General features: G+C 65.3%; 16 protein-coding genes. 7 read left to right on the top strand and 9 right to left on the bottom strand.

What is annotated here, in order from left to right:
* Nucleotides 1–239: 239 nt before the first annotated feature.
* From AKJ09_RS40265 to AKJ09_RS40290, 6 genes are all read right to left on the bottom strand, one after another.
* Complete coding sequence (locus AKJ09_RS40265) at nucleotides 240–845, bottom strand: GNAT family N-acetyltransferase (RefSeq protein ID WP_146653139.1); 606 nt, start codon at nucleotides 843–845, stop codon at nucleotides 240–242.
* Between the two features lies 1 nt (nucleotide 846).
* Complete coding sequence (gene gatA, locus AKJ09_RS40270) at nucleotides 847–2319, bottom strand: Asp-tRNA(Asn)/Glu-tRNA(Gln) amidotransferase subunit GatA (RefSeq protein ID WP_146653140.1); 1473 nt, start codon at nucleotides 2317–2319, stop codon at nucleotides 847–849.
* Entirely contained in the window at nucleotides 2316–2612 is a 297-nt protein-coding gene (gatC, locus tag AKJ09_RS40275; protein WP_146653141.1) for an Asp-tRNA(Asn)/Glu-tRNA(Gln) amidotransferase subunit GatC, read from the bottom strand. Before gatC ends, gatA begins: the two co-directional genes overlap by 4 nt.
* Before the next feature lie 62 nt (nucleotides 2613–2674).
* Nucleotides 2675–2875, bottom strand: coding sequence for a hypothetical protein (locus AKJ09_RS40280; RefSeq protein ID WP_146653142.1), 201 nt, complete (start codon nucleotides 2873–2875; stop codon nucleotides 2675–2677).
* Nucleotides 2872–4326 (bottom strand): hypothetical protein, encoded by a 1455-nt coding sequence (locus AKJ09_RS40285; protein ID WP_146653143.1) that lies wholly within the window; start codon nucleotides 4324–4326, stop codon nucleotides 2872–2874. Before AKJ09_RS40285 ends, AKJ09_RS40280 begins: the two co-directional genes overlap by 4 nt.
* A gap of 47 nt (nucleotides 4327–4373) precedes the next feature.
* Nucleotides 4374–5663 (bottom strand): hypothetical protein, encoded by a 1290-nt coding sequence (locus AKJ09_RS40290; RefSeq protein WP_146653144.1) that lies wholly within the window; start codon nucleotides 5661–5663, stop codon nucleotides 4374–4376.
* A 567-nt stretch (nucleotides 5664–6230) separates the two neighbouring features.
* On the opposite strand from AKJ09_RS40290, the gene rpsB reads away from it, so the two are divergent.
* From rpsB to AKJ09_RS40310, 4 genes are all read left to right on the top strand, one after another.
* Nucleotides 6231–7076, top strand: coding sequence for a 30S ribosomal protein S2 (rpsB, locus tag AKJ09_RS40295; protein WP_146653145.1), 846 nt, complete (start codon nucleotides 6231–6233; stop codon nucleotides 7074–7076).
* A gap of 144 nt (nucleotides 7077–7220) precedes the next feature.
* Nucleotides 7221–8252: a translation elongation factor Ts gene (tsf, locus tag AKJ09_RS40300; RefSeq protein ID WP_146653146.1), complete on the top strand. Its 1032-nt coding sequence runs from the start codon at nucleotides 7221–7223 to the stop codon at nucleotides 8250–8252.
* A 290-nt stretch (nucleotides 8253–8542) separates the two neighbouring features.
* Complete coding sequence (locus tag AKJ09_RS40305) at nucleotides 8543–8938, top strand: response regulator (RefSeq protein ID WP_146653147.1); 396 nt, start codon at nucleotides 8543–8545, stop codon at nucleotides 8936–8938.
* Between the two features lie 389 nt (nucleotides 8939–9327).
* A complete protein-coding gene (locus AKJ09_RS40310; RefSeq protein ID WP_146653148.1) occupies nucleotides 9328–10344 on the top strand; it encodes a sensor histidine kinase in 1017 nt (338 codons plus the stop codon).
* A gap of 30 nt (nucleotides 10345–10374) precedes the next feature.
* Here AKJ09_RS40310 and AKJ09_RS40315 read toward each other — a convergent pair whose 3' ends face one another.
* Nucleotides 10375–11334 carry a LysR family transcriptional regulator gene (locus AKJ09_RS40315; RefSeq protein ID WP_146653149.1) on the bottom strand — a complete coding sequence of 320 codons (960 nt, stop codon included), beginning with the start codon at nucleotides 11332–11334 and terminating at the stop codon, nucleotides 10375–10377.
* Between the two features lie 243 nt (nucleotides 11335–11577).
* On the opposite strand from AKJ09_RS40315, the gene AKJ09_RS40320 reads away from it, so the two are divergent.
* Entirely contained in the window at nucleotides 11578–11910 is a 333-nt protein-coding gene (locus AKJ09_RS40320; RefSeq protein WP_146653150.1) for a rhodanese-like domain-containing protein, read from the top strand.
* Nucleotides 11911–12100: 190 nt separating this feature from the next.
* A complete protein-coding gene (locus AKJ09_RS40325) occupies nucleotides 12101–13381 on the top strand; it encodes an NHL repeat-containing protein (RefSeq protein WP_146653151.1) in 1281 nt (426 codons plus the stop codon).
* Nucleotides 13382–13587: 206 nt separating this feature from the next.
* On the opposite strand, the gene AKJ09_RS40330 is transcribed toward AKJ09_RS40325, so the two are convergent.
* Nucleotides 13588–14490: a DUF2939 domain-containing protein gene (locus AKJ09_RS40330; protein ID WP_146653152.1), complete on the bottom strand. Its 903-nt coding sequence runs from the start codon at nucleotides 14488–14490 to the stop codon at nucleotides 13588–13590.
* Nucleotides 14487–15389, bottom strand: a complete 903-nt coding sequence (locus AKJ09_RS40335; RefSeq protein WP_146653153.1) for a hypothetical protein — start codon at nucleotides 15387–15389, stop codon at nucleotides 14487–14489. The genes AKJ09_RS40330 and AKJ09_RS40335 overlap by 4 nt, the downstream gene beginning before the upstream one ends.
* 690 nt (nucleotides 15390–16079) lie before the next feature.
* Between AKJ09_RS40335 and AKJ09_RS40340 the strand changes: the two genes are divergently transcribed.
* Nucleotides 16080–17426, top strand: coding sequence for an alpha/beta hydrolase family protein (locus AKJ09_RS40340; protein WP_146653154.1), 1347 nt, complete (start codon nucleotides 16080–16082; stop codon nucleotides 17424–17426).
* Nucleotides 17427–17729: the final 303 nt, after the last annotated feature.

Here is a 17729-nt window from a genome sequence, read left to right on the forward strand (position 1 = left end):
GTGGCTGCGATTGGCGAGGTGGTTCCACCAACGCCACGTTCGAGATCTCGTGACGAAGCGCCGCACGAACGAGCGATACCATCGCCCGCCGGTCCGGCAGCAGCGTCGCGAGCATAGGCAAGCCCGGAGGCACTAGGTCGAGTCTACCCGAGGCCGATGCCCAGCTGCATCACATGTCGGAGCAACTTGGAGTGGTTCGCCGAGCGACCAGGGGGCGCGACGAGTGATGCCTGCGGTCATCATCGGATCACTTTTCGGTACACGGGATAGGGTGCGACGTCGTGGACGGCGTCGTAGCCGAGCTCGCGAAACAGATGCTCGGGGCCCTGCCAAACTTCCTCGTCGTAAAGCCGTTCGCTCGCACGACGCGGGTACCCTTCGATCGCTTGCGCTCCATGTTCGCGGGCGAACGCCTCCGCTCCGGCGAGCAGCGCGCGCGCGACGCCTTTTCCTCGGGCCGCGGGGTGCACGAGGAAGCAGCCGACGCTCAGCGTGGTCGCGTCGGGGCCGAGGTCGAGTTGCCTGTACACAGGCAAGTTTCGAAGCTTCGGCACCGCGCTTCGCCACGTGAGCTTCATCCAGCCGACAATCGCATCGGGGAGCGCCCGCGACGCATCGAGTGCCACGAGACCGAGCGCCGAAGCTTCGCCGCTTCGTACGGCAGAGGCTTGCTCCTCGAAGTTCTCGAGCGGCCGATGCGCGCAGCGGTCCAGCCACTCGTTCTTGTTGCCTTGGAACTCCCAATACCGGCAGAAGCACGACGACGACGCGCCTTCGAAGAGTCGCGCGAAGCCCTCGAGGTGTTCGGGACGGAAAGGTTCGACGTGAAGCGTCAATTCGGACATCTCAGCCTTGGCGCGCCGTCTCCCAGGCGCTCGCCAGCCTGAACATCGTGGTCTCCTTCAGCGCGGGTGCGATGATCTGGAGACCGACCGGAAGGCCCGCTTTGGTGGGCGCACATGGCACACTCATCGCGGGCAGTCCGGCGAGGCTAGCAGGCAAGGTGTAGACGTCCGAGAGGTACATCGAAAGGGGATCCGAGGTCTTCTCGCCGAGCCGGAACGCGGGCGTGGGCGAGGTGGGGCAGACGATGGCGTCGACGTCGGCGAAGGCTGCTTCGAAGTCGCGACGGATGAGCGTGCGGACCTTCTGGGCCTTGAGGTAGTACGCGTCGTAGTAGCCCGCCGAGAGCACGAACGTTCCGAGCAAGATGCGCCGCTTCACCTCGGCGCCGAACCCGGCGTCACGCGTGGCGCCGTACATGGCGCGCAGCGCTCCACCTTGCGCGTGCTTCGAGTCGCGCGCGACGTTGCCCGAGACCCGCAGTCCGTAGCGAACGCCGTCGAAGCGCGCGAGGTTGCTCGAGGCCTCGGCCGTTGCCACGACGTAGTACGTCGCGACGGCGTGCTTGGTGTGTGCAAGATGCACCTTTTTGATCGTGGCGCCGTCGGCCTCGAGCCGCGCGATGGCGGCGCGGACGCTCGCTTCGACCTCGGGGTCGAGGCCCTGGGCGAAGTACTCCTCGGGAACGCCGATGCGCATACCCCGGACGGACTGGCCGCAGGCCGCTTCGTAGTCGTCGTTCGGAACGCGAAGGCTCGTCATATCGCGTCCGTCCTCGCCGGCGATGACCGAGAGCACGCGGGCAGCGGAGCGAACGTCGGTGGCGAACGGGCCGATCTGATCGAGGCTCGAGGCGAACGCGACGAGCCCGTAACGTGAAACGCGGCCGTACGTGGGCTTCACGCCGACGATGCCGGTCAGCGCCGCGGGCTGCCGAATCGATCCACCGGTGTCGCTGCCGAGCGCCGCGGGCGTCATGCCGGACGCGACCGCCACGGCGCTTCCTCCCGACGATCCACCGGGCGTTCGCTCGGGATCATGCGGGTTGCGTGCCGGACCGAACGCCGAGTTCTCGTTCGACGAGCCCATCGCGAACTCGTCCATGTTGGTCTTGCCGGGCAGGAGCGCGTCGGCCGCCTTGAGCTTCGCAACGACCGTGGCGTCGTAGGGCGGGACGTAGGACGCGAGCATCTTCGAGGCGCACGTGGTGCGGATGCCTCGCGTGCAGAGCGCATCTTTTAGCGCAATGGGCACGCCTGCGAGCGGGCCGAGCGTCTCGCCACGCGCTCGCTTGGCGTCGAGGGCGCGCGCTTGCGCGAGCAGCTCGTCGCGCGAGACGGTGAGGAACGCGTTGAGGCGCTCGTTGTCGGCGTCGATGCGCGCGAGCGTGGCTTCGGCCACGGCCAGCGCTGTGAGCTCCCCGGAGCGGACCTTCTCGGCGAGGTCGACCGCGCGGCTCGGAATTGCGGCGGTCATTCGACGAAACCCGGAACGCCGAAGCCCTCGTGCTCGGCCTGCGGGGCCTGCGCGAGGGCATCTTCGTGCGAGAGGCAGGGGACGTTCTCGTCCGCGCGCCAGCCTTGCCCCGATCGGAGCGGCTCCGTTCCGGCGACATGGGCGGTCGGTGGAACGTCCGTGGTGTCGATCGCGTCGAGCTCGGCGACGTAGGCGAGGATGCGGCCAACCTCGCCCGTGAGTCGCTGCTCTTCGTCTTCCGAGAGCGAGAGCTCGGCGAGCTCAGCTACGTGTCGGATCTGGGCCTTGTCCATGGCGGCGGCCCACTATAGTCGGCCGCCCCCGGCGTGACGGGAAATAGCTGGGAACGAACGATTCAGGTGGACGGGACGCCGCCGTCGGGTCGCGCCACCTCGCCTGCGTCGCCTCCCGAGTCTCGTGACCCGCCGTCGAGCCACGACGGAGCCGGCGGCTCCTCGTACTCGGGCGGCGGACCTTCGGGCATCCTCGGCGAAGGACACGCGACGAGCGCGAGGCCGAGAGACGCGATGCTGGCGGCGATGGCGATGTTCCTCACTGCACCTTCCGAGCGGAGAAGACGTACTTGCCGAGCGCGGAGCCTTTGGTCTCGGGATCCTTGTGGATGACCACGAAGAGATCCGTCTGACCCGAGAGCGTGATGGTCGCGTTCGTTCCGTAGTTCGGGGCCCAGACATAGCCCAAAACCTTGCGGTCGGGGTCAGGAGTCCCGTCGGCTTCGGCAATCACCGTCGGATCCTTGGTCAGAACGACCTCGATCTCGCGATCCTTGGTCGCGGTGACCGCGATCTGGATCTTGTCGCCCGGCGCGCCGGTGATCTTGTAGGCGTCGAACTCGTCCTCACCGTTGAGCTCACCCGTGACGATGAGGCCGTCGGTGGCGGGGAGGGTCGCGACGGTGAAGGGGGCCGTCTGATCGTGCGCCGCGGCCGGCTCCGGCGTGACGGTGGCGTTCACGACGGTGCCGGTGACCTTCATCTTCTGATTCGCCGAGCCGCTGAGATCAGCGGTCACGAAGTAGTAGTCGCCCGCGCCGACGACCGGGAGGATCGCGTGCAGGTCGTAGGGCGGGGGCGCGGTGCCGAAGAGGCTCGAGGGCGGGCCGTTGCGCGTGATGAGGTCGCTGGCCTTGCCGCCGGTGCCGAACACGAACGTGTAGGGCAGCGTTCCTTGGTTGCCGGCGACCTCGACGCGGTAGTCGACGATCGCCGCGCCCGCGGCCGAGAGCTTGTAGAGCTTCGAGTCGTAGACGTCGCCGAACACTTCGTCCTTCGGCGTGTCGTTCGCCAGCGCGGTCGGCGTGTGGGCGACGACCTCGAACGCTTCGGCAGAGCTGAGGAAGGAGAGGCGCGGCTTTCCTTGCGCATCGAGGTTCGCGAAGGTGAGCTGCTTCTTGCCCGCGGGCGCGAGCGGCGGAACGAGGAAGAGCCCCGTGCCTGCGACCGGACCGGTGGCCGACGAGCCGAGATCGAGGAAGTCGGTGTCGACGAGTCCGAAGCCGCCCTGCGCCGTGTCGAACGCCTTGCTGTCGTTGTTCTCGATGACGAATTGGGCGAGCGAGCCTTGGTCGCCGCTCGCGCCGCTCTTGTCGCCGACCTTCACCTCGATCGCGGGAACGACGGTGAAGGCGTCCGTCGCTTCGATGTTTCCGACCTTGATGGTCTTCGGACCGATCGGCGCGTCCTTGGCGATCGTCACGTGCGCGATGAGCAGCGTGGGGCTCGATACCTTGACGTCGCCGACGGTGATCCCGGGGCCGAAGTCGATCGTGGGCTTCGTGGCATCGGTGAAGTTGCTGCCCGAGAAGCCGAGCTGCACGTCGAGCTCGCGGTCGAGGACGGCTTTGTTCGGCGAAACCACGCTCGCCGAGCCCTGCTCGGAGCCGGTCGTCGACGTGCCGGCGGGGCCCGGCGGGCCCTGTTCACCGTCCGAACCACACGCCGCTGCGAAACCCGCCATCGCGAGCAAAGAAATCGTCTTGAGCTTCATCGAAGAGCCTCCAATCCAAGCCATCACGTCGAAGTTTTTCGTGGTCCTCACGGGAGCCGCCGCACGCCGAGCTTGTACGAGCCCGTTGGTTTGGCCGCGCTGTCCGCCGCCATCACGCGGATGAAACGGCTCGTGCCGTACATCGCGACCGTCGTGGAGCTGCCCGTCTTTCCACTCAGGGAAATGCTCACCATCGACGGGCTGTCGAACGTGCCTTTGCTGTCGACGAGGACGGTGAGATTCGAGTCGGTGTACAGGCTGACCTGCAGATCGATGGTGTCCTCTCCGGACAGCCCATGGAACGCGTAGGTGTCCATCTCGCTGGCCTTGCCGAGCGATCCCTGGACGATCCGTCCAGGAACGGCGTCATCGGCCGCTGCGAGCACGCCGAGGTCTTGCGCGGTGCTGTCGTGGGCACCGGCCTGCTCGGCGACGATCGTGGCGCGGTAGGTGCGGTAGTCGAACGAGAGCTGCGTCGTCGGTCCGCTCGCGAGGCTTTTGTCGAACACGATGAAGTAGCCCTTGGTCGCTTCGACGACGGGATACGCCACGCGCGCTTCGGTGGCCGGAATGCCGAAGGCAGGGAACCCCGGATCGTCGGTCTTCTGGTCGAGCAGATCGGCGACCTTGCCGGAGGCAGGGTAGGCGAGGACGAGCGGCGCCATCGTCGAGCCCGCGGGCTTCTTCGCGTACGCGTCGACGAGGAGGCCCTCGGCGGCCTGAGGCGCGAGATCGGCCTGGAAGAACGCGGTCTCGTAGGGTTGCTCGAACGACTTGTCGCTCGGCGTTCCGGAGACGAGCGCTGCGGGCGCGCGCTGCGCGACGGTCACTGCGTCGGCGGCGGTGGCGAACGTGGCGGTGTCGGGATCGTCGGGGTTGTTGATCCCGATGAAGCCGAGCGGCCCGGTTTCGGCGAGCGGATCGCCGAGCAGGATGATGGCGCCGTCGGTTGCCGTCAGACCGTCGGACTTGAGCTGGACGAGCGTGGCGCCGCCCTTCTGGTACTTCGCGGAGACGAGGTAGAAGTTCTCCGTATCGAACCAGGTCCGATCGCGGTTCGCGATCGTCAGGCTCGCGAGGCCACCCTGTTCGGGCTTGCCTGCACCGACCTTCGCATCGATCGGGGCTGCGACGACGAAGGCGCCCGCGCCGATCACGGGGTCGACGCCGTCGGCCGAGACGGTCAGGTCGCGCGCGCCCGTCTTCGCACGGTCGGTGACGGCGAAATCGCACGAGAGCGAGACGCCGTTCGTCGCGCACCCGCTCACGGTCACGCCGTCGCCGAGGTCGAGCGTTGCGCCCTCGGGGAGGGCTGGCCCGTCGAACGAGACGCGCACGGTGCCCTTACGGCCGAGAAGACCGACGTTCGGCTCGACGAGGTTGATCGCCGTCCGGGTTCGGGGGTAGGGGCGGCGGCTGCGGGGCCCTGCGGTCCGGCCGGCCCATTGTCACCACTGCATCCAGGCGAGGCTACGGCGGCGCTTGCGCCGAGGGCCAGCCACATCCATGAGGCAAAGCTGGTTCGCTGCACGTGTTTCTCCTGCAAAGAAAGGCCGAGCTCGTATCGCGCGCATGAGCTCGAAAGGCAAGGCCAAGCGCTACCTTGCCGTCACAGGACCGCCACGTGCACGGCGCAGACGGGAGTAGGAAACGAAGGCAGAACGGTGTCGCCTCGACGCCTCCGAACACGCCACGAAAGGCTGTTCTTGACGTGGCACGGCGCGTGACTAGGATGCGCGCTCCCTCGGTCCTTAGAGCGCTATTTCAGGCTCGACGTATCAAGGGATGTCTCGAAACCAATCCACACGTTTCCCTGCGCAATCCATTGGCCCGGTGCGGATCTCCCGAAGGAGAACGCTGGCCAAGGGGGGAAACGGAGGCCCAACCGAAAGGAAGCGCGCATCATGGCTCAGTCCGAAGTTCCGCAGCTCAAGAACGATTTCCCCCTTCCGCTCCGCTCGCTCCTCGACGCGGGTGTCCACTTCGGTCACCAGACCAAGCGCTGGAACCCGAAGATGCGTCCGTTCATCTACGGCGCGCGCAACGGCATCCACATCATCGACCTCGACCAGACGGCGCGCCTCTTCCAGCGCGCGTTCAACTTCGTCACCGAAGTGGTCGGTCGTGGTGGTCAGGTGCTCTTCGTCGGAACGAAGCGCCAGGCGCAGGAGATCGTCCAGGAGGAGGCCGCGCGTTCGGGCTCCTTCTACGTCGTGAACCGCTGGCTCGGTGGCACGCTCACGAACTTCCGCACGATCAAGCAGGGCCTCGACCGCATGCGCCAGCTCGAGCGCATGAAGGAAGACGGCACGTACCTCCAGCTTCCGAAGAAGGAAGTCTCGCGCCTCGAGAAGGAGCGTGAGCGCTTCGAGAAGTACGTCGGCGGTCTCAAGAACATGAACGCGCTCCCCGCGGCCGTGTTCGTGATCGACCCCGCGATGGAGACGATCGCCGTCAGCGAGGCGAAGAAGCTCCAGATCCCGATCATCGCGATCACCGACACGAACTGCGACCCGGACCTCGTCGACTACGTCATCCCGGGCAACGACGACGCCATCCGCTCGATCAAGCTCATCACGCAGCGCGTGGCGGACGCGGTCGTCGAAGGCATGCAGCGCCGCAAGGACCACGCGCCGCGCGAAGAAGCGCACCGTGGCCCCCAGGCGGACGTCTCGTACGCCCGCGGCCGTGGCGGCCCGCGTCAGTCGGAGCAGCAGGGTGAGGGCGGCGGCGAAGGCCAGCCTTCCTGATCTTCTCTCTCTGAGCATCTGCTCGACGTGAACGCGACCCTCGTTGTGCTCCGCGCGGCGGGGGTCGAGTCGTTCCTATAACTTTTATCGCCAAGCGGGCGTCACCGTTGCCGCGCTTGGCTCTCAATCACGAGGATTCGAATCATGGCAGCTGTCACTCCCGCATTGATCAAGGAGCTCCGCGAACGCACGTCGGCCGGCATGTCCGACTGCAAGAACGCGCTCGTCGAGGCCGAAGGCGATCTCGAGAAGGCGGTCGAAGTCATCCTCAAGAAGGGGATCGTCAAGGCCGCTTCGCGCGCCGGCAAGGTGGCGGCCGAAGGTGAGGTCGCGACCTGGGTGAGCGCCGACGGCAAGAAGGGCGTCATCGTCGAGGTCAACTGCCAGACGGACTTCGTCGCCCGCGGCGACGACTTCAAGACGTTCGTTCGCAACGTCGTCTCGGTCGCGCAGAACCTCGCCAAGGGCGGCGACCTCGCCTCGCAGACCTACCCGGGCACGGAGAAGTCGATCGACCTGGTTCGCCAGGAGCTCGTCGGCCGTATCGGCGAGAACATCGTCGTTCGCCGCTGGGACTCGCTCGAGGCCTCGGGCCCCAACGGCGTCATCAAGGACTACGTCCACATGGGCGGCAAGCTCGCCGTCCTCCTCTCGGCCGACGCGCCCACCGCGGACCTCGCCAACGCCGAGTTCCTCGGCTTCGTCGAGAACGCCGCGATGCAGGTCGCCGCGATGAGCCCCCTCGTTGTCGACAAGAGCCAGCTCGCGCAGGCCGACGTCGACAAGCAGCGGGAAATCTACGTCGCGCAGATGAAGGAAGAAGTCGACGCTGCGAACGCCCGCATCGCGGAGCTCAAGGCGGCGACGGACCTCTCGCCCGAGGAGCTCGCCAAGGAGCTCAAGGCGGCTGAGTCGCGCAAGGGGCCGCCGGAGGCCATGTGGCCGAAGGTCATCGAGGGCAAGATCACCAAGTGGTACACGGAGACCACGCTCCTCGGTCAGGACAACGTCTGGGAGCCCGGTGGCGGTTCGGTCGACAAGCTTCGCAGTGCGCTCGGCAAGAAGCTCGGCGGCGAGCTCAAGCTGAACACGTTCGTCCGCTTTGGCCTCGGCGAAGGCATCGAGAAGAAGACCGAAGATCTCGCGGCGGAAGTCGCGAAGACCATCGGCAACTGATCACCCGCTAGAAGCAAAGCACCCCACGAAGCCGGTGTGGTCCTCGATTCGAGGCCCCGCCGGCTTCGTCGCATTTGGGCCTCGGCACGGGCGTCGTTTACAGAAGCGCGTCGTTTGCAGAAGCGCGTCCACGCGACGCTCGCGACCAATCCGCACGACCGACGAAGGCCGGCGCGGACGTCACTGGTGAGCTTCGGGGGCCGAGCTCGTGGACGGTGTGCGTGCCTTCGCGGGTCGGTACGCACGATGCAAGCCACGGTGCGTGTTCGAACCGGTTCTAGGGCGGCGATATGGCGGACCTGCTCATCGTCGATGACGACGTCGATACGGCGGATCTGCTGTCGGAGCTGCTTCACTTCGACGGGTACGACACCCGCGTGGCAAACGACGGCTCCGAGGCCCTGTCGCTGCTCGACGCTCGGAAGCCGGACCTGGTTGTCCTCGACGTCGAAATGCCCAAGGTGAGCGGCCCCGAGATGGCGCATCAGATGTTCATGCGCAACCACGGCCTCGAGAGCGTCCCGATCATTCTTTGCTCCGGCATGCTCGACCTGGGAGTCGTCGCCGCGAGTGTGGGCACTCGGTATTACCTATCCAAGCCGTATGCCTTGGACTCGCTCGTGAGCCTCATCGGTCGCGCGCTCCGAGAGCGAGCCGCCCCTGATCCACCGCCAGAGAAGCGGTGATGGGTACGGACGCTCGCAGCGCGAGCTCCCGCCGGCTCGCAGGGTTGCTCGTCGGCTCCTTTGCGTTGACGATCGCGAGCTTCGTCGCCGCCAGCGCCGTGTCCGAATATCGCGCGCGCGGCATCGAGGAGGCGGCTGAGAGCATCACTGGCAATGCGCTTCCGACCATCGATTGTTTGTCGAGGGCGAGAAGCGAGCTCCGTGAGATCTCCTTGCTTCTCGAACGAGTGACCGACGACCACGGCGGGGCGAGGAACTCGGCCGACGATTTGTCGAGACTCTCCCGAACTCGAGAAGCGCTCACCGCCGAGCGGAACAGGTGTCTCGCCCTTCCAACCTATCCCGGTGAGCAGGCGATAGAAGACCGCGCCTCAGCGCGTGCTGGAGAGATGAACGCGTCCATCGATGAGGTTCTTCGGCAATACGAGGCGGGAAATCGTCAGGCCTCGGCCCAGGAGCTCGACTCGAAGACCCAACCCGCCATCGACCGCCTCGACGCCGAGATGGTCGACGAGATCGACTTGAACGCGGGCCAGTCGACAGCGCTCGGTGCTCGCATCGCGCAGCTCCGTGCCTCCTCTCGGCGCACGGGCGCGGTGTTGAATGCTCTGAGTGCAGTTCTCGCGGCGACGGCGGCGTTCGTGATGGTTCGCATCCTCCGCCGCTTCGCGCGCTTGATGGAAACGAGAGTCTCCGACTTCGAGCTTTTTGCGGGTCGCGTCGCTCACGACATCCGGAGTCCCCTTGCGTCGGTCGGCCTCGCGCTCGATCTGACGAAGCGCAATCCCGAGCTCGGTCTGAAGAAGGGGGTGCTCGATCGCGCAACGACGACACTCCAGCGCGTCGGTCAATTGGTGGACGGGCTCTTGCTCTTTGCTCGCGCGGGAAAAGCACCGGAGGAGGGGACGATGGCCAACGTGGGGGAGACCCTCGCGGGCGTCGTCGATGACATGCGTCCATCCGCCGAACAGAACGGAATCACACTCGAGCTCGAGCCGGTGGAGGCCGACCTCACCGCTTCCTGTAGTCCCGGCGTATTCGTTAGTCTGATTTCCAACTTGCTCGGAAATGCAATCAAGTTCATGGGGACATCGGACGTTCGACGGGTGGTTGTCCGCGCGCGTGACCTCGGACGGTCCGTCCTCGTCGAAGTGAGCGATACGGGGCCCGGAGTTCCCTCGTCGGAGAAGGACCGCATCTTCGACCCGTACGTTCGAGCCGCCGACGCCGCCATTCCGGGTATTGGCCTCGGCCTCGCAACGGTTCGCCGGCTCGCGGAGGCCCACGGCGGAACGGTCGGCGTCCGTGAAAATGTCGATCGAGGAAGCGTCTTCTGGTTCGAGCTTCCGAAGGCCGGGGCTCCCTCGAGGAGAACCGTCGGTCACGATTTGGCGCTCGTCCGTTGACGTTCGTGCACGCCGACGCCGAGCAAAGCTTCACGCCCTGCGGGATGTCGTCCGCTTTCGAACCGTCGCCGGAGCCGGCGGGATGCGCCAGTCGGGATCGGCGAAGTGGCGCTGGAGATGTTCGATGAGCGTGCGAACGCGCAACGGGAGCCCGCGGGCGTTCGATACGACCGCGTAGATGCCGATCTCGGCGCGGCGAAGTCCTTCCAGAACGAGCTCGGCACGTCCGGCGCGGACCTCGCTGGCGACCATGAAGGACGGGAGGACGGCGAGGCCGAGGCCTGCCAGCATCGCTTCCTTCAGCACGGTTCCGTTGTTCGCCGAGAAGGCGCCGCGTGCGAGGGCGACCGGCTTGCGATCGCTCCCGCGGAACCGCCATTCGGCGGCTGCGTCGACGAGTGTATAGTGCAAGCATTGGTGATGGACGAGATCCTCGGCGCGCAGGGGGCGACCGCGGGCGGCGAGGTACGCCGGTGAACCTGCGACGACGAGGCGATCGGAGGCAAGGCGTTTGGCGACGAACGAGCCGTCCTCGAGCCTCGTCACGCGAACGACGAGGTCGAACTCGCCGGCGACCGCGTCCACGAAGCGGTCGTTGGTCGTGAGCTGCACGTCGACTGCTGGATGCTCGAGCTGGAACTTGGCGACCGCCGCGGCAAGGTACATCTGCGAGAAGGTGACAGGCGCGCTGATGCGTACGACGCCGCGCATGCGGACCCCCGAGCCGCTGACGGCGTCCTCCGCGGCGCGCGCCGCCTCGAGGACCTTGACGCAGTGCTCGTAGAACCGAGCCCCGTCGGAGGTCACGTCGAGCGCGCGCGTCGAGCGCCGCAGCAGCTGTACGCCGAGGCGCTTCTCGAGGAGCGCGATCCTCCGGCTGACGGCAGATTTGGCGATGCCCGTCCGCCGCGCAGCTTCCGAGAACGAGCGTGCGTCCACGATCCGCGCGAAGAGTGCAAGGTCGACGATGTGCTCCAGATCGAATGCCACGCGCCGAGGATAGTCGCTGCTCACCGTTCTCCCCAGGAGAACGATGCGTGCTCCTGTCGCCGTCTACTCGGCACGCGCGCCGCGCCGTAAAGACAGGCTCCCGACCTCGAGACAGGAGCAGTCTATGATCGACATTGGAATCATTCGACGGTTTGCCAAGACGGACTCGGATGCGCTTTCCCCGCCTTTCTCCAAAAAACGGGCAGTGACGCGCGGACTTCCCACGCAGAAAGCGAGGGCGTGATGAAGACTATCGACCTCGCAGCGCTGCGAGCGGCCCTCGCGTCGTCCGGAGCCGCCATGCTGCTCGAAGCCCTTCCCGAGCGCTATTTTCGCGAAGGGCACCTCCCGGGCGCCGTCCACTTTCCACACGATAACGTCGCCGCTCGCGCGGCCGCGGTGCTTCCTGATCGGCGCGCGCGAATCGTCGTCTATTGCGCCAGCGACACGTGCAAGAACTCGCATCAGGCCGCCGAGGAGCTCGTTCGACTCGGCTACGAGGACGTCGCTGTCTTCGTCGGTGGGAAGAAAGAGTGGCTGGCCGCGGGGCTGCCGCTCGAGACGGAGGTGCGCTAGCGATCGCGCGGAGGCGAGGGGGGGGCGCCTTGCCGGCCGTGCAGGAGCGCGGGCTTCGTTGCAGCTGCGCGCACCGTCCGCTCTCGAATCAGCGGGCGCTGCGAACGACCAGTGAGGACCGTTGTGTCTTGCGTCGACGCGAGGAGAGCCCAGGTTGCGCCGCGCATTCCCGAAACGAGAGGTGTGTGCGATGCGATCGATTTTCATGACGTCGTTGGCCGCTACGCTGGTTGCATTCACGGTCACGGCGTGCGGTGGTGACGCGAGTAGCGAAGATACGACAACCGAAGGTACTTCAGCGGTCGAGCAGTCGCTCGGGTGGAAGCACGGTGGCGCCATTCTTCCGCGCCTTCCGTCGACGCCCACGGTTTCGGCGAGCACCGTGCCCGAGAACGGCGACGTGAATCCCTACGGCGTTGCGTTCGTGCCCGACGACTTTCCGCGTGGCGGCATCCTCCGCAAGGGCGACGTCATCGTCTCGAACTTCAACAACAGCGGGAATCTACAGGGCACCGGCACCACGATCGTGCGTGTGAATGCCAATGCGTCGCCGTCGTTGTTCTTCCAGGACCCAGCTACACCAGGTCTCTCGACCGCGCTGGGCGTCCTGGAGCGAGGCTTCGTGGTCGTCGGCAACGTACCGAGCACCGATGGCTCGGGAGTGTGCACGGAGGGACCGAACGGCGAGATGGAGAACGTCGGCAACGGTTCCCTGCTCTTCATCGATCGCAAGGGCAACATCGTGAAGACGTTCACGAGCAAGAAGTTCTTGCAGGGCCCCTGGGATCTCACGATCAAGGACGAAGGGTCGCGCGCGAAGATCTTCGTGTCGAACGTTCTCAGCGGAACGGTGACTCGCCTCGACGTCCGCATCGATGGAGATCGAGACTCTCAGTGTGATGACGACAATGACGACAATGACGACAACGGTGACGATAACGACAACGGTGACCGCAACCGCAAATTCAAATTCAAAGGCAAGCGCCGTATCGTCATCGAGAAGGAGACGGTGATCGCCTCGGGCTACCTGCACCGTTGCGACTCGGCGGCGTTCGTCATCGGACCGACCGGCCTCGCCCTGGACGAGAAGCGCGACATCCTCTACGTGGCATCGACGGGCGACAACACGATCTTCGCCATCCGCGACGCCAGCGATCGACGTCACGACGCCGGCATGGGAGAGCCCATCGTGACGGATCCCGTGCACCTGCACGGCCCACTCGCCCTCGCGCGCGCTCGCAACGGAAACCTCATCTCCTCGCAAGGAGACGCGATCAACCCTGACCCGGCTCAACCGAGCGAGATCGTCGAGTTCACCGCCAAGGGCGAGTTCGTGGCCCAGTTCCCCATCGACCCCAGCTCCGGGTCGGCGTTCGGCCTGGCACTCGACGAGCGTCACCACAAGGTCCGGCTCGCCGCGGTCGACGACGCCCCGACCGCCAACACGTTGAACATCTTCGTCGCGAAGTAGTCGATACAGGCCTTCGACTCACCATCCGCGAGCAGCATTTCCAGCGCTGCTCGCGGGCGAGACGGCGACGCCGCTCCTTCGTGCGAACGAGCATTCGACCAGAACGCCACTTGCAGATTCGTTCGAACTGCGTTTGCGCGCGAATTGGCCGAATGGCTTCTCGAGTGCCCGCGCAACGTGGCCGGCGATCTTCTCCAGGGTATGGGTTACGGGGCGTCGCCGCGGGCCACCTTGGTGCCGTCGGCGAAGTTCAAGGACTCGATGACCACGTCGAACTCGTCCGTTTCGCCGAGCGCGTAGACCTCCTCCGTGTAGCGCAGAAACTGATTCACATCGAACTCCCACGCACCGTTACCGGCCTGCCCCGGAGCGAGATCGATGGTTCCGCGGACGGGAGCATCGAAGTTGTGAGCGGCGAATTTGATGCGCCCGGTGAACGCGGCGATCGGGACCTCGCCTCGGTTCTCGAACTTCACCTGGAAACGATTTTTGCGCGACCAGCCCTCGCGCACCGACGTGTGGAGCTTCGCGGCGACCTTCAACGCCGAGAGCTTCGCTTCGTTGGCCTTCGCGATTTCGGCTTTCCGAGCGGCCTCTTCGGCATCCTCGAGAGCGCGAAATTCCTTCATGTTCGCGATTCGGTCGATGCGCCAATACCCGTCGGGAACCTGTGTCATGTGGAGCTTGAGGTTGAATGGCGCTCCACGTGTCGTCGTGACCACGACGAAGAAGTGAGCATTTCGACCCTGCCGCTCGAGCTCCGGCACCTTGCCGGACATTGCCTTTTGCATCGACTTTCCGAGTGGCGAATCGCCGGGCACGACGCCGTCCTCGACGGCCTTGAGGACGACCGGCTTAACGCGCGTCACGAGCGCCCCGCCCAGTGCAGTCGCGAGCGGATTGCCGTCGGAGGCGTCCGCCACGAGTGACTCGAGGACGCTGTCGAGGTCGACGTGCTTCTCGAAGGTGTACTTGTCGTGCTGCTCGACCGCGCTCGCGATCTGCACGAGCGAGTACGTTGGCGAGTGCGTCCATTGGTACCAGCCCACGCCGCCGGCCAAACTCAACGCCAACGCGCTCGCGCCGCCGATCAAGATTCCGCGCTTCATTGCAATGCCCCCGTGGTGGTGCCTGCCGACTCTTCGAGCATTTCGCGTGCTTTTTTGACGCTCGCTTGGGTTTTCTCACACGTCTCGTCACCCGGCTGGATGGAGTCGTCTTCCGGATACGGCGGTGTGTCGAGCAACCCGAGCTGATGGAGGCCGATCTGCACGACCTCGGTATCCATCGACTTCGGGCATGCGTACCCGATGACCTCTCCGGGAACGGATTTCGAGCATGTGCGCGTGAAACCGTTTGCGTCCCGACACTCGCTCTTGACGGTCTTCGTGCCCCTCTGTGGCGCGCATTGCTTTTGCAGGGCCGCGGCAGGATTGCTTCGCGCGATCTCCTCGTGGCGTCGGCGATTCGCGCGCGCCGGTGCGTTCGCCTCGCACGCTTCGAGAACCTTGCTCTCGCGTTCGATGCGCTGGGTGATCACGCGCCGGTACTGCTCTCGCCGCTCGGTGTCGCGCTGTCGCGATTCTTCTTCGCGTTGACGGCTGCGCGCCTCGCGAACCTGCACGACCTCGTCTCGGCGGTTCTTCTCGTCCGTGGCCTGCTGGTCGCGATGTTCCTGCTGGTGCCATCGCGCGCATGTGCTTCGCACATCGGCATCGAGCAGCTCGCGAGCGGGGGTGAACGAGCCAGGATCAGGTGCTTCCGCGGCATATTTTTGGAAAAGCTCGCAGGCACCCTTCAAGTTGGCGATGTCCGTTTGCGCTTGCGGATCGCCATACCGCGTCCGCACGTCACGAATTGCTTTTGCGTGATAGTCGCTATTTTCCTTGGTCATCGTGTAGTGACGGCCGCCGTAGTCGTATTTCCAGCCGACCATCGAGCAGCCGGTCGAAGCGACGGCCAAGCCAAGCAGGCTCACCCTCGCAAAGCCCATAAGTGCACGCAGCATGTTCGTCCTTTCGGGCACAATTCGCAGTTTGCGCACGATCTCGAACCATACACGAGGCCGGGCAAGCGCGTCATCACCTTCGATGGTCGCGATAGCGCTCGAAAAGCCACTACGTGCAACTACGTACGAATGCCGCTTCATCATCGTATCATCGCGTCATCGCGTCATCGCATCGTCGCATCACCGCATCGCTGACCGGCGCGATACGTCGACGAGAACGGCTTTGACGGGCACTTCTTGAGCGGAGAACGCGCGCCGGCCTCGTGGCCGCGCGGGCGCCGAGCACGAGTCGACCGGGCGGAGGGGCACACGTTTCCATGCTTCTGTGTCGGGACACCGGAGGAGGGGCCGATGGAGCCGGTGGGCGCCGACGGTACCGCTTGTTCCAAGCCCGGCGTATTCGTCAGTCTGAATTCCAATGATCGAGGCTGCAATCGAGTTCATTCGAACATCGGACATCGAACGCTTCGACGAGGGACCGTCTGCACGCGTGACCGCGCACGTTCAAGGGAACGGTCGGGACCATCGGTCGCGACTGGGCGCGCACGTTCGCGCTGGGTTGACGTCGAACTGCGGTGATGAGTCTCATCGGTATTTAAGTCGTTTTCGTTGAACGCTCGCGCATCGCGCGGTGACTCATCGCTACCAAAACTGCGCGAGCCGATGTTCGCGCGAAAGGAGGCGTGGTCCATGGCGCGTTCTGCGATTCGCCGTCGTTCGCTCGTCCAAGGTGCACTCGGTCTGGCGGGAGGCTCGTCGTTCTTCGGCTTGCCGACTGCGGTGTTGGCGGCTTCGTCGCCTCCGCCGCCTCCGCCGCCCGAGCCAACGGGGAGAAGGGATTGGTTCGATCTCGACCTCATGAACGACGAGGTCATGAACAGTCAGCTTTTGCACTTCCTAGGGGCGACCTATAGCGCCCAGGCAGACGTCAGTGAGGTTCTCGACACGGGCTGTCGCATCGATCCCGACGACGACTGGAGCTGGCCGACGGAGTGGGTCAGCACCGCGAATCGACTTCGAACGATGGCCGATGCGAGCGCAGCAAAGCGACGAAGGTTCAGCGCGGGCAACGCCTATCTGCGCGCTGCGAATTACTATCGGGCAGCGCTCATCCATCATCCGGAGCCGGGACATCCAAGCGTGCTCGAGATCGGACGAAGCGCGGTGGACGCGTACGAGAAAGCGATTCGCTGGCTCGAAATGCCAGCTCACCGCGTTCGGATCCCCTACGAACGAACGACTCTGCCAGGGTACTTCTTTCGCTCCCCACGGGCCTGCGGGAGCGCGCCGCTCTTCGTCTTCCAGCAGGGCAGGGATGCATGGCCCGAGGAGTCGAAGTACGTCATCGACGGAGCGCTCGAGCGTGGATATCACTGCCTCATCGTGCACGCACCCGGTCAGGGGATGGCGATTCGCGAGCAAGGCCTCCCTTTCCGTCCCGACTGGGAGAAGGTGATCACTCCGGTCATCGACTTCGCGCTTCGGATTGCCGGCGTTGACCGGAGGCGCATCGCGCTTCTCGGATGGAGCATGGGCGGCGCACTGACGCCACGCGCGGCCGCGTTCGAAAAGCGGATCAAGTTGCTCATCCCCAATCCGGGCGTCTTGAACTGGGCAGAGTCGTCGTTCGAAGGGTTCAATCGCTATTTTCCAGATCTCATGCCAGTGCTCGACGAGAACCCGGCGGCGTTCGACGCGGCGATCTACCAGATCATGACGACCCAGCCGCTCATCCGTTGGTACGTGCGCGACGAGATGTTCAAGCACGGAGCAAGCTCGCCGTCGGACCTGATGTTCAAGCTCCGCGAGTATGACAACGAACCCATCGTGCACCTGATTTCTTGCCGAACTCTCGTCATGGACGGGACGGGCGAGCTCTTCTCGGTAGGCCAGGCGAAGAAGCTCTACGACGTTCTCCAGTGTCCCAAGGACTACATGCTGTTCGACGCGGAGGACACCGGGCTTCTCCATTGCCAAGAGGCAGCTTCGGCAGTTGGAAATCACCGCATGTTCGATTGGGTCGACGAGTACATTTGAGCGGACAGGAGGCGCTGGCTCGCCTCGGCGCTGCGGTTCGAGAGGCGTGACTTCCCGTCGGCCCGTTCCGATCGATGCGCCGGTGGCCGAGTTCCCCTGTCGCCCTCGATGCGCGGCGTGTCTGGTGTGCGCGGCGCGGGCGTGCGACGACCAGAACTTGGCATGCGATTCGAACCATCGGAGCGACATGCGTTATCCCTGGCTCGTTGTCGCGGGCGTCGTGATCGCCCTCTTCTTTGGAGGATGTCAAACCGCTGGGAGTGAAGCGACGACGTCACCGTCCGCTCCCGAGGTCCCGTCGGC

The sequence above is a fragment of the Labilithrix luteola genome (assembly GCF_001263205.1).
Lineage (GTDB): Bacteria > Myxococcota_A > Polyangia > Polyangiales > Polyangiaceae > Labilithrix > Labilithrix luteola.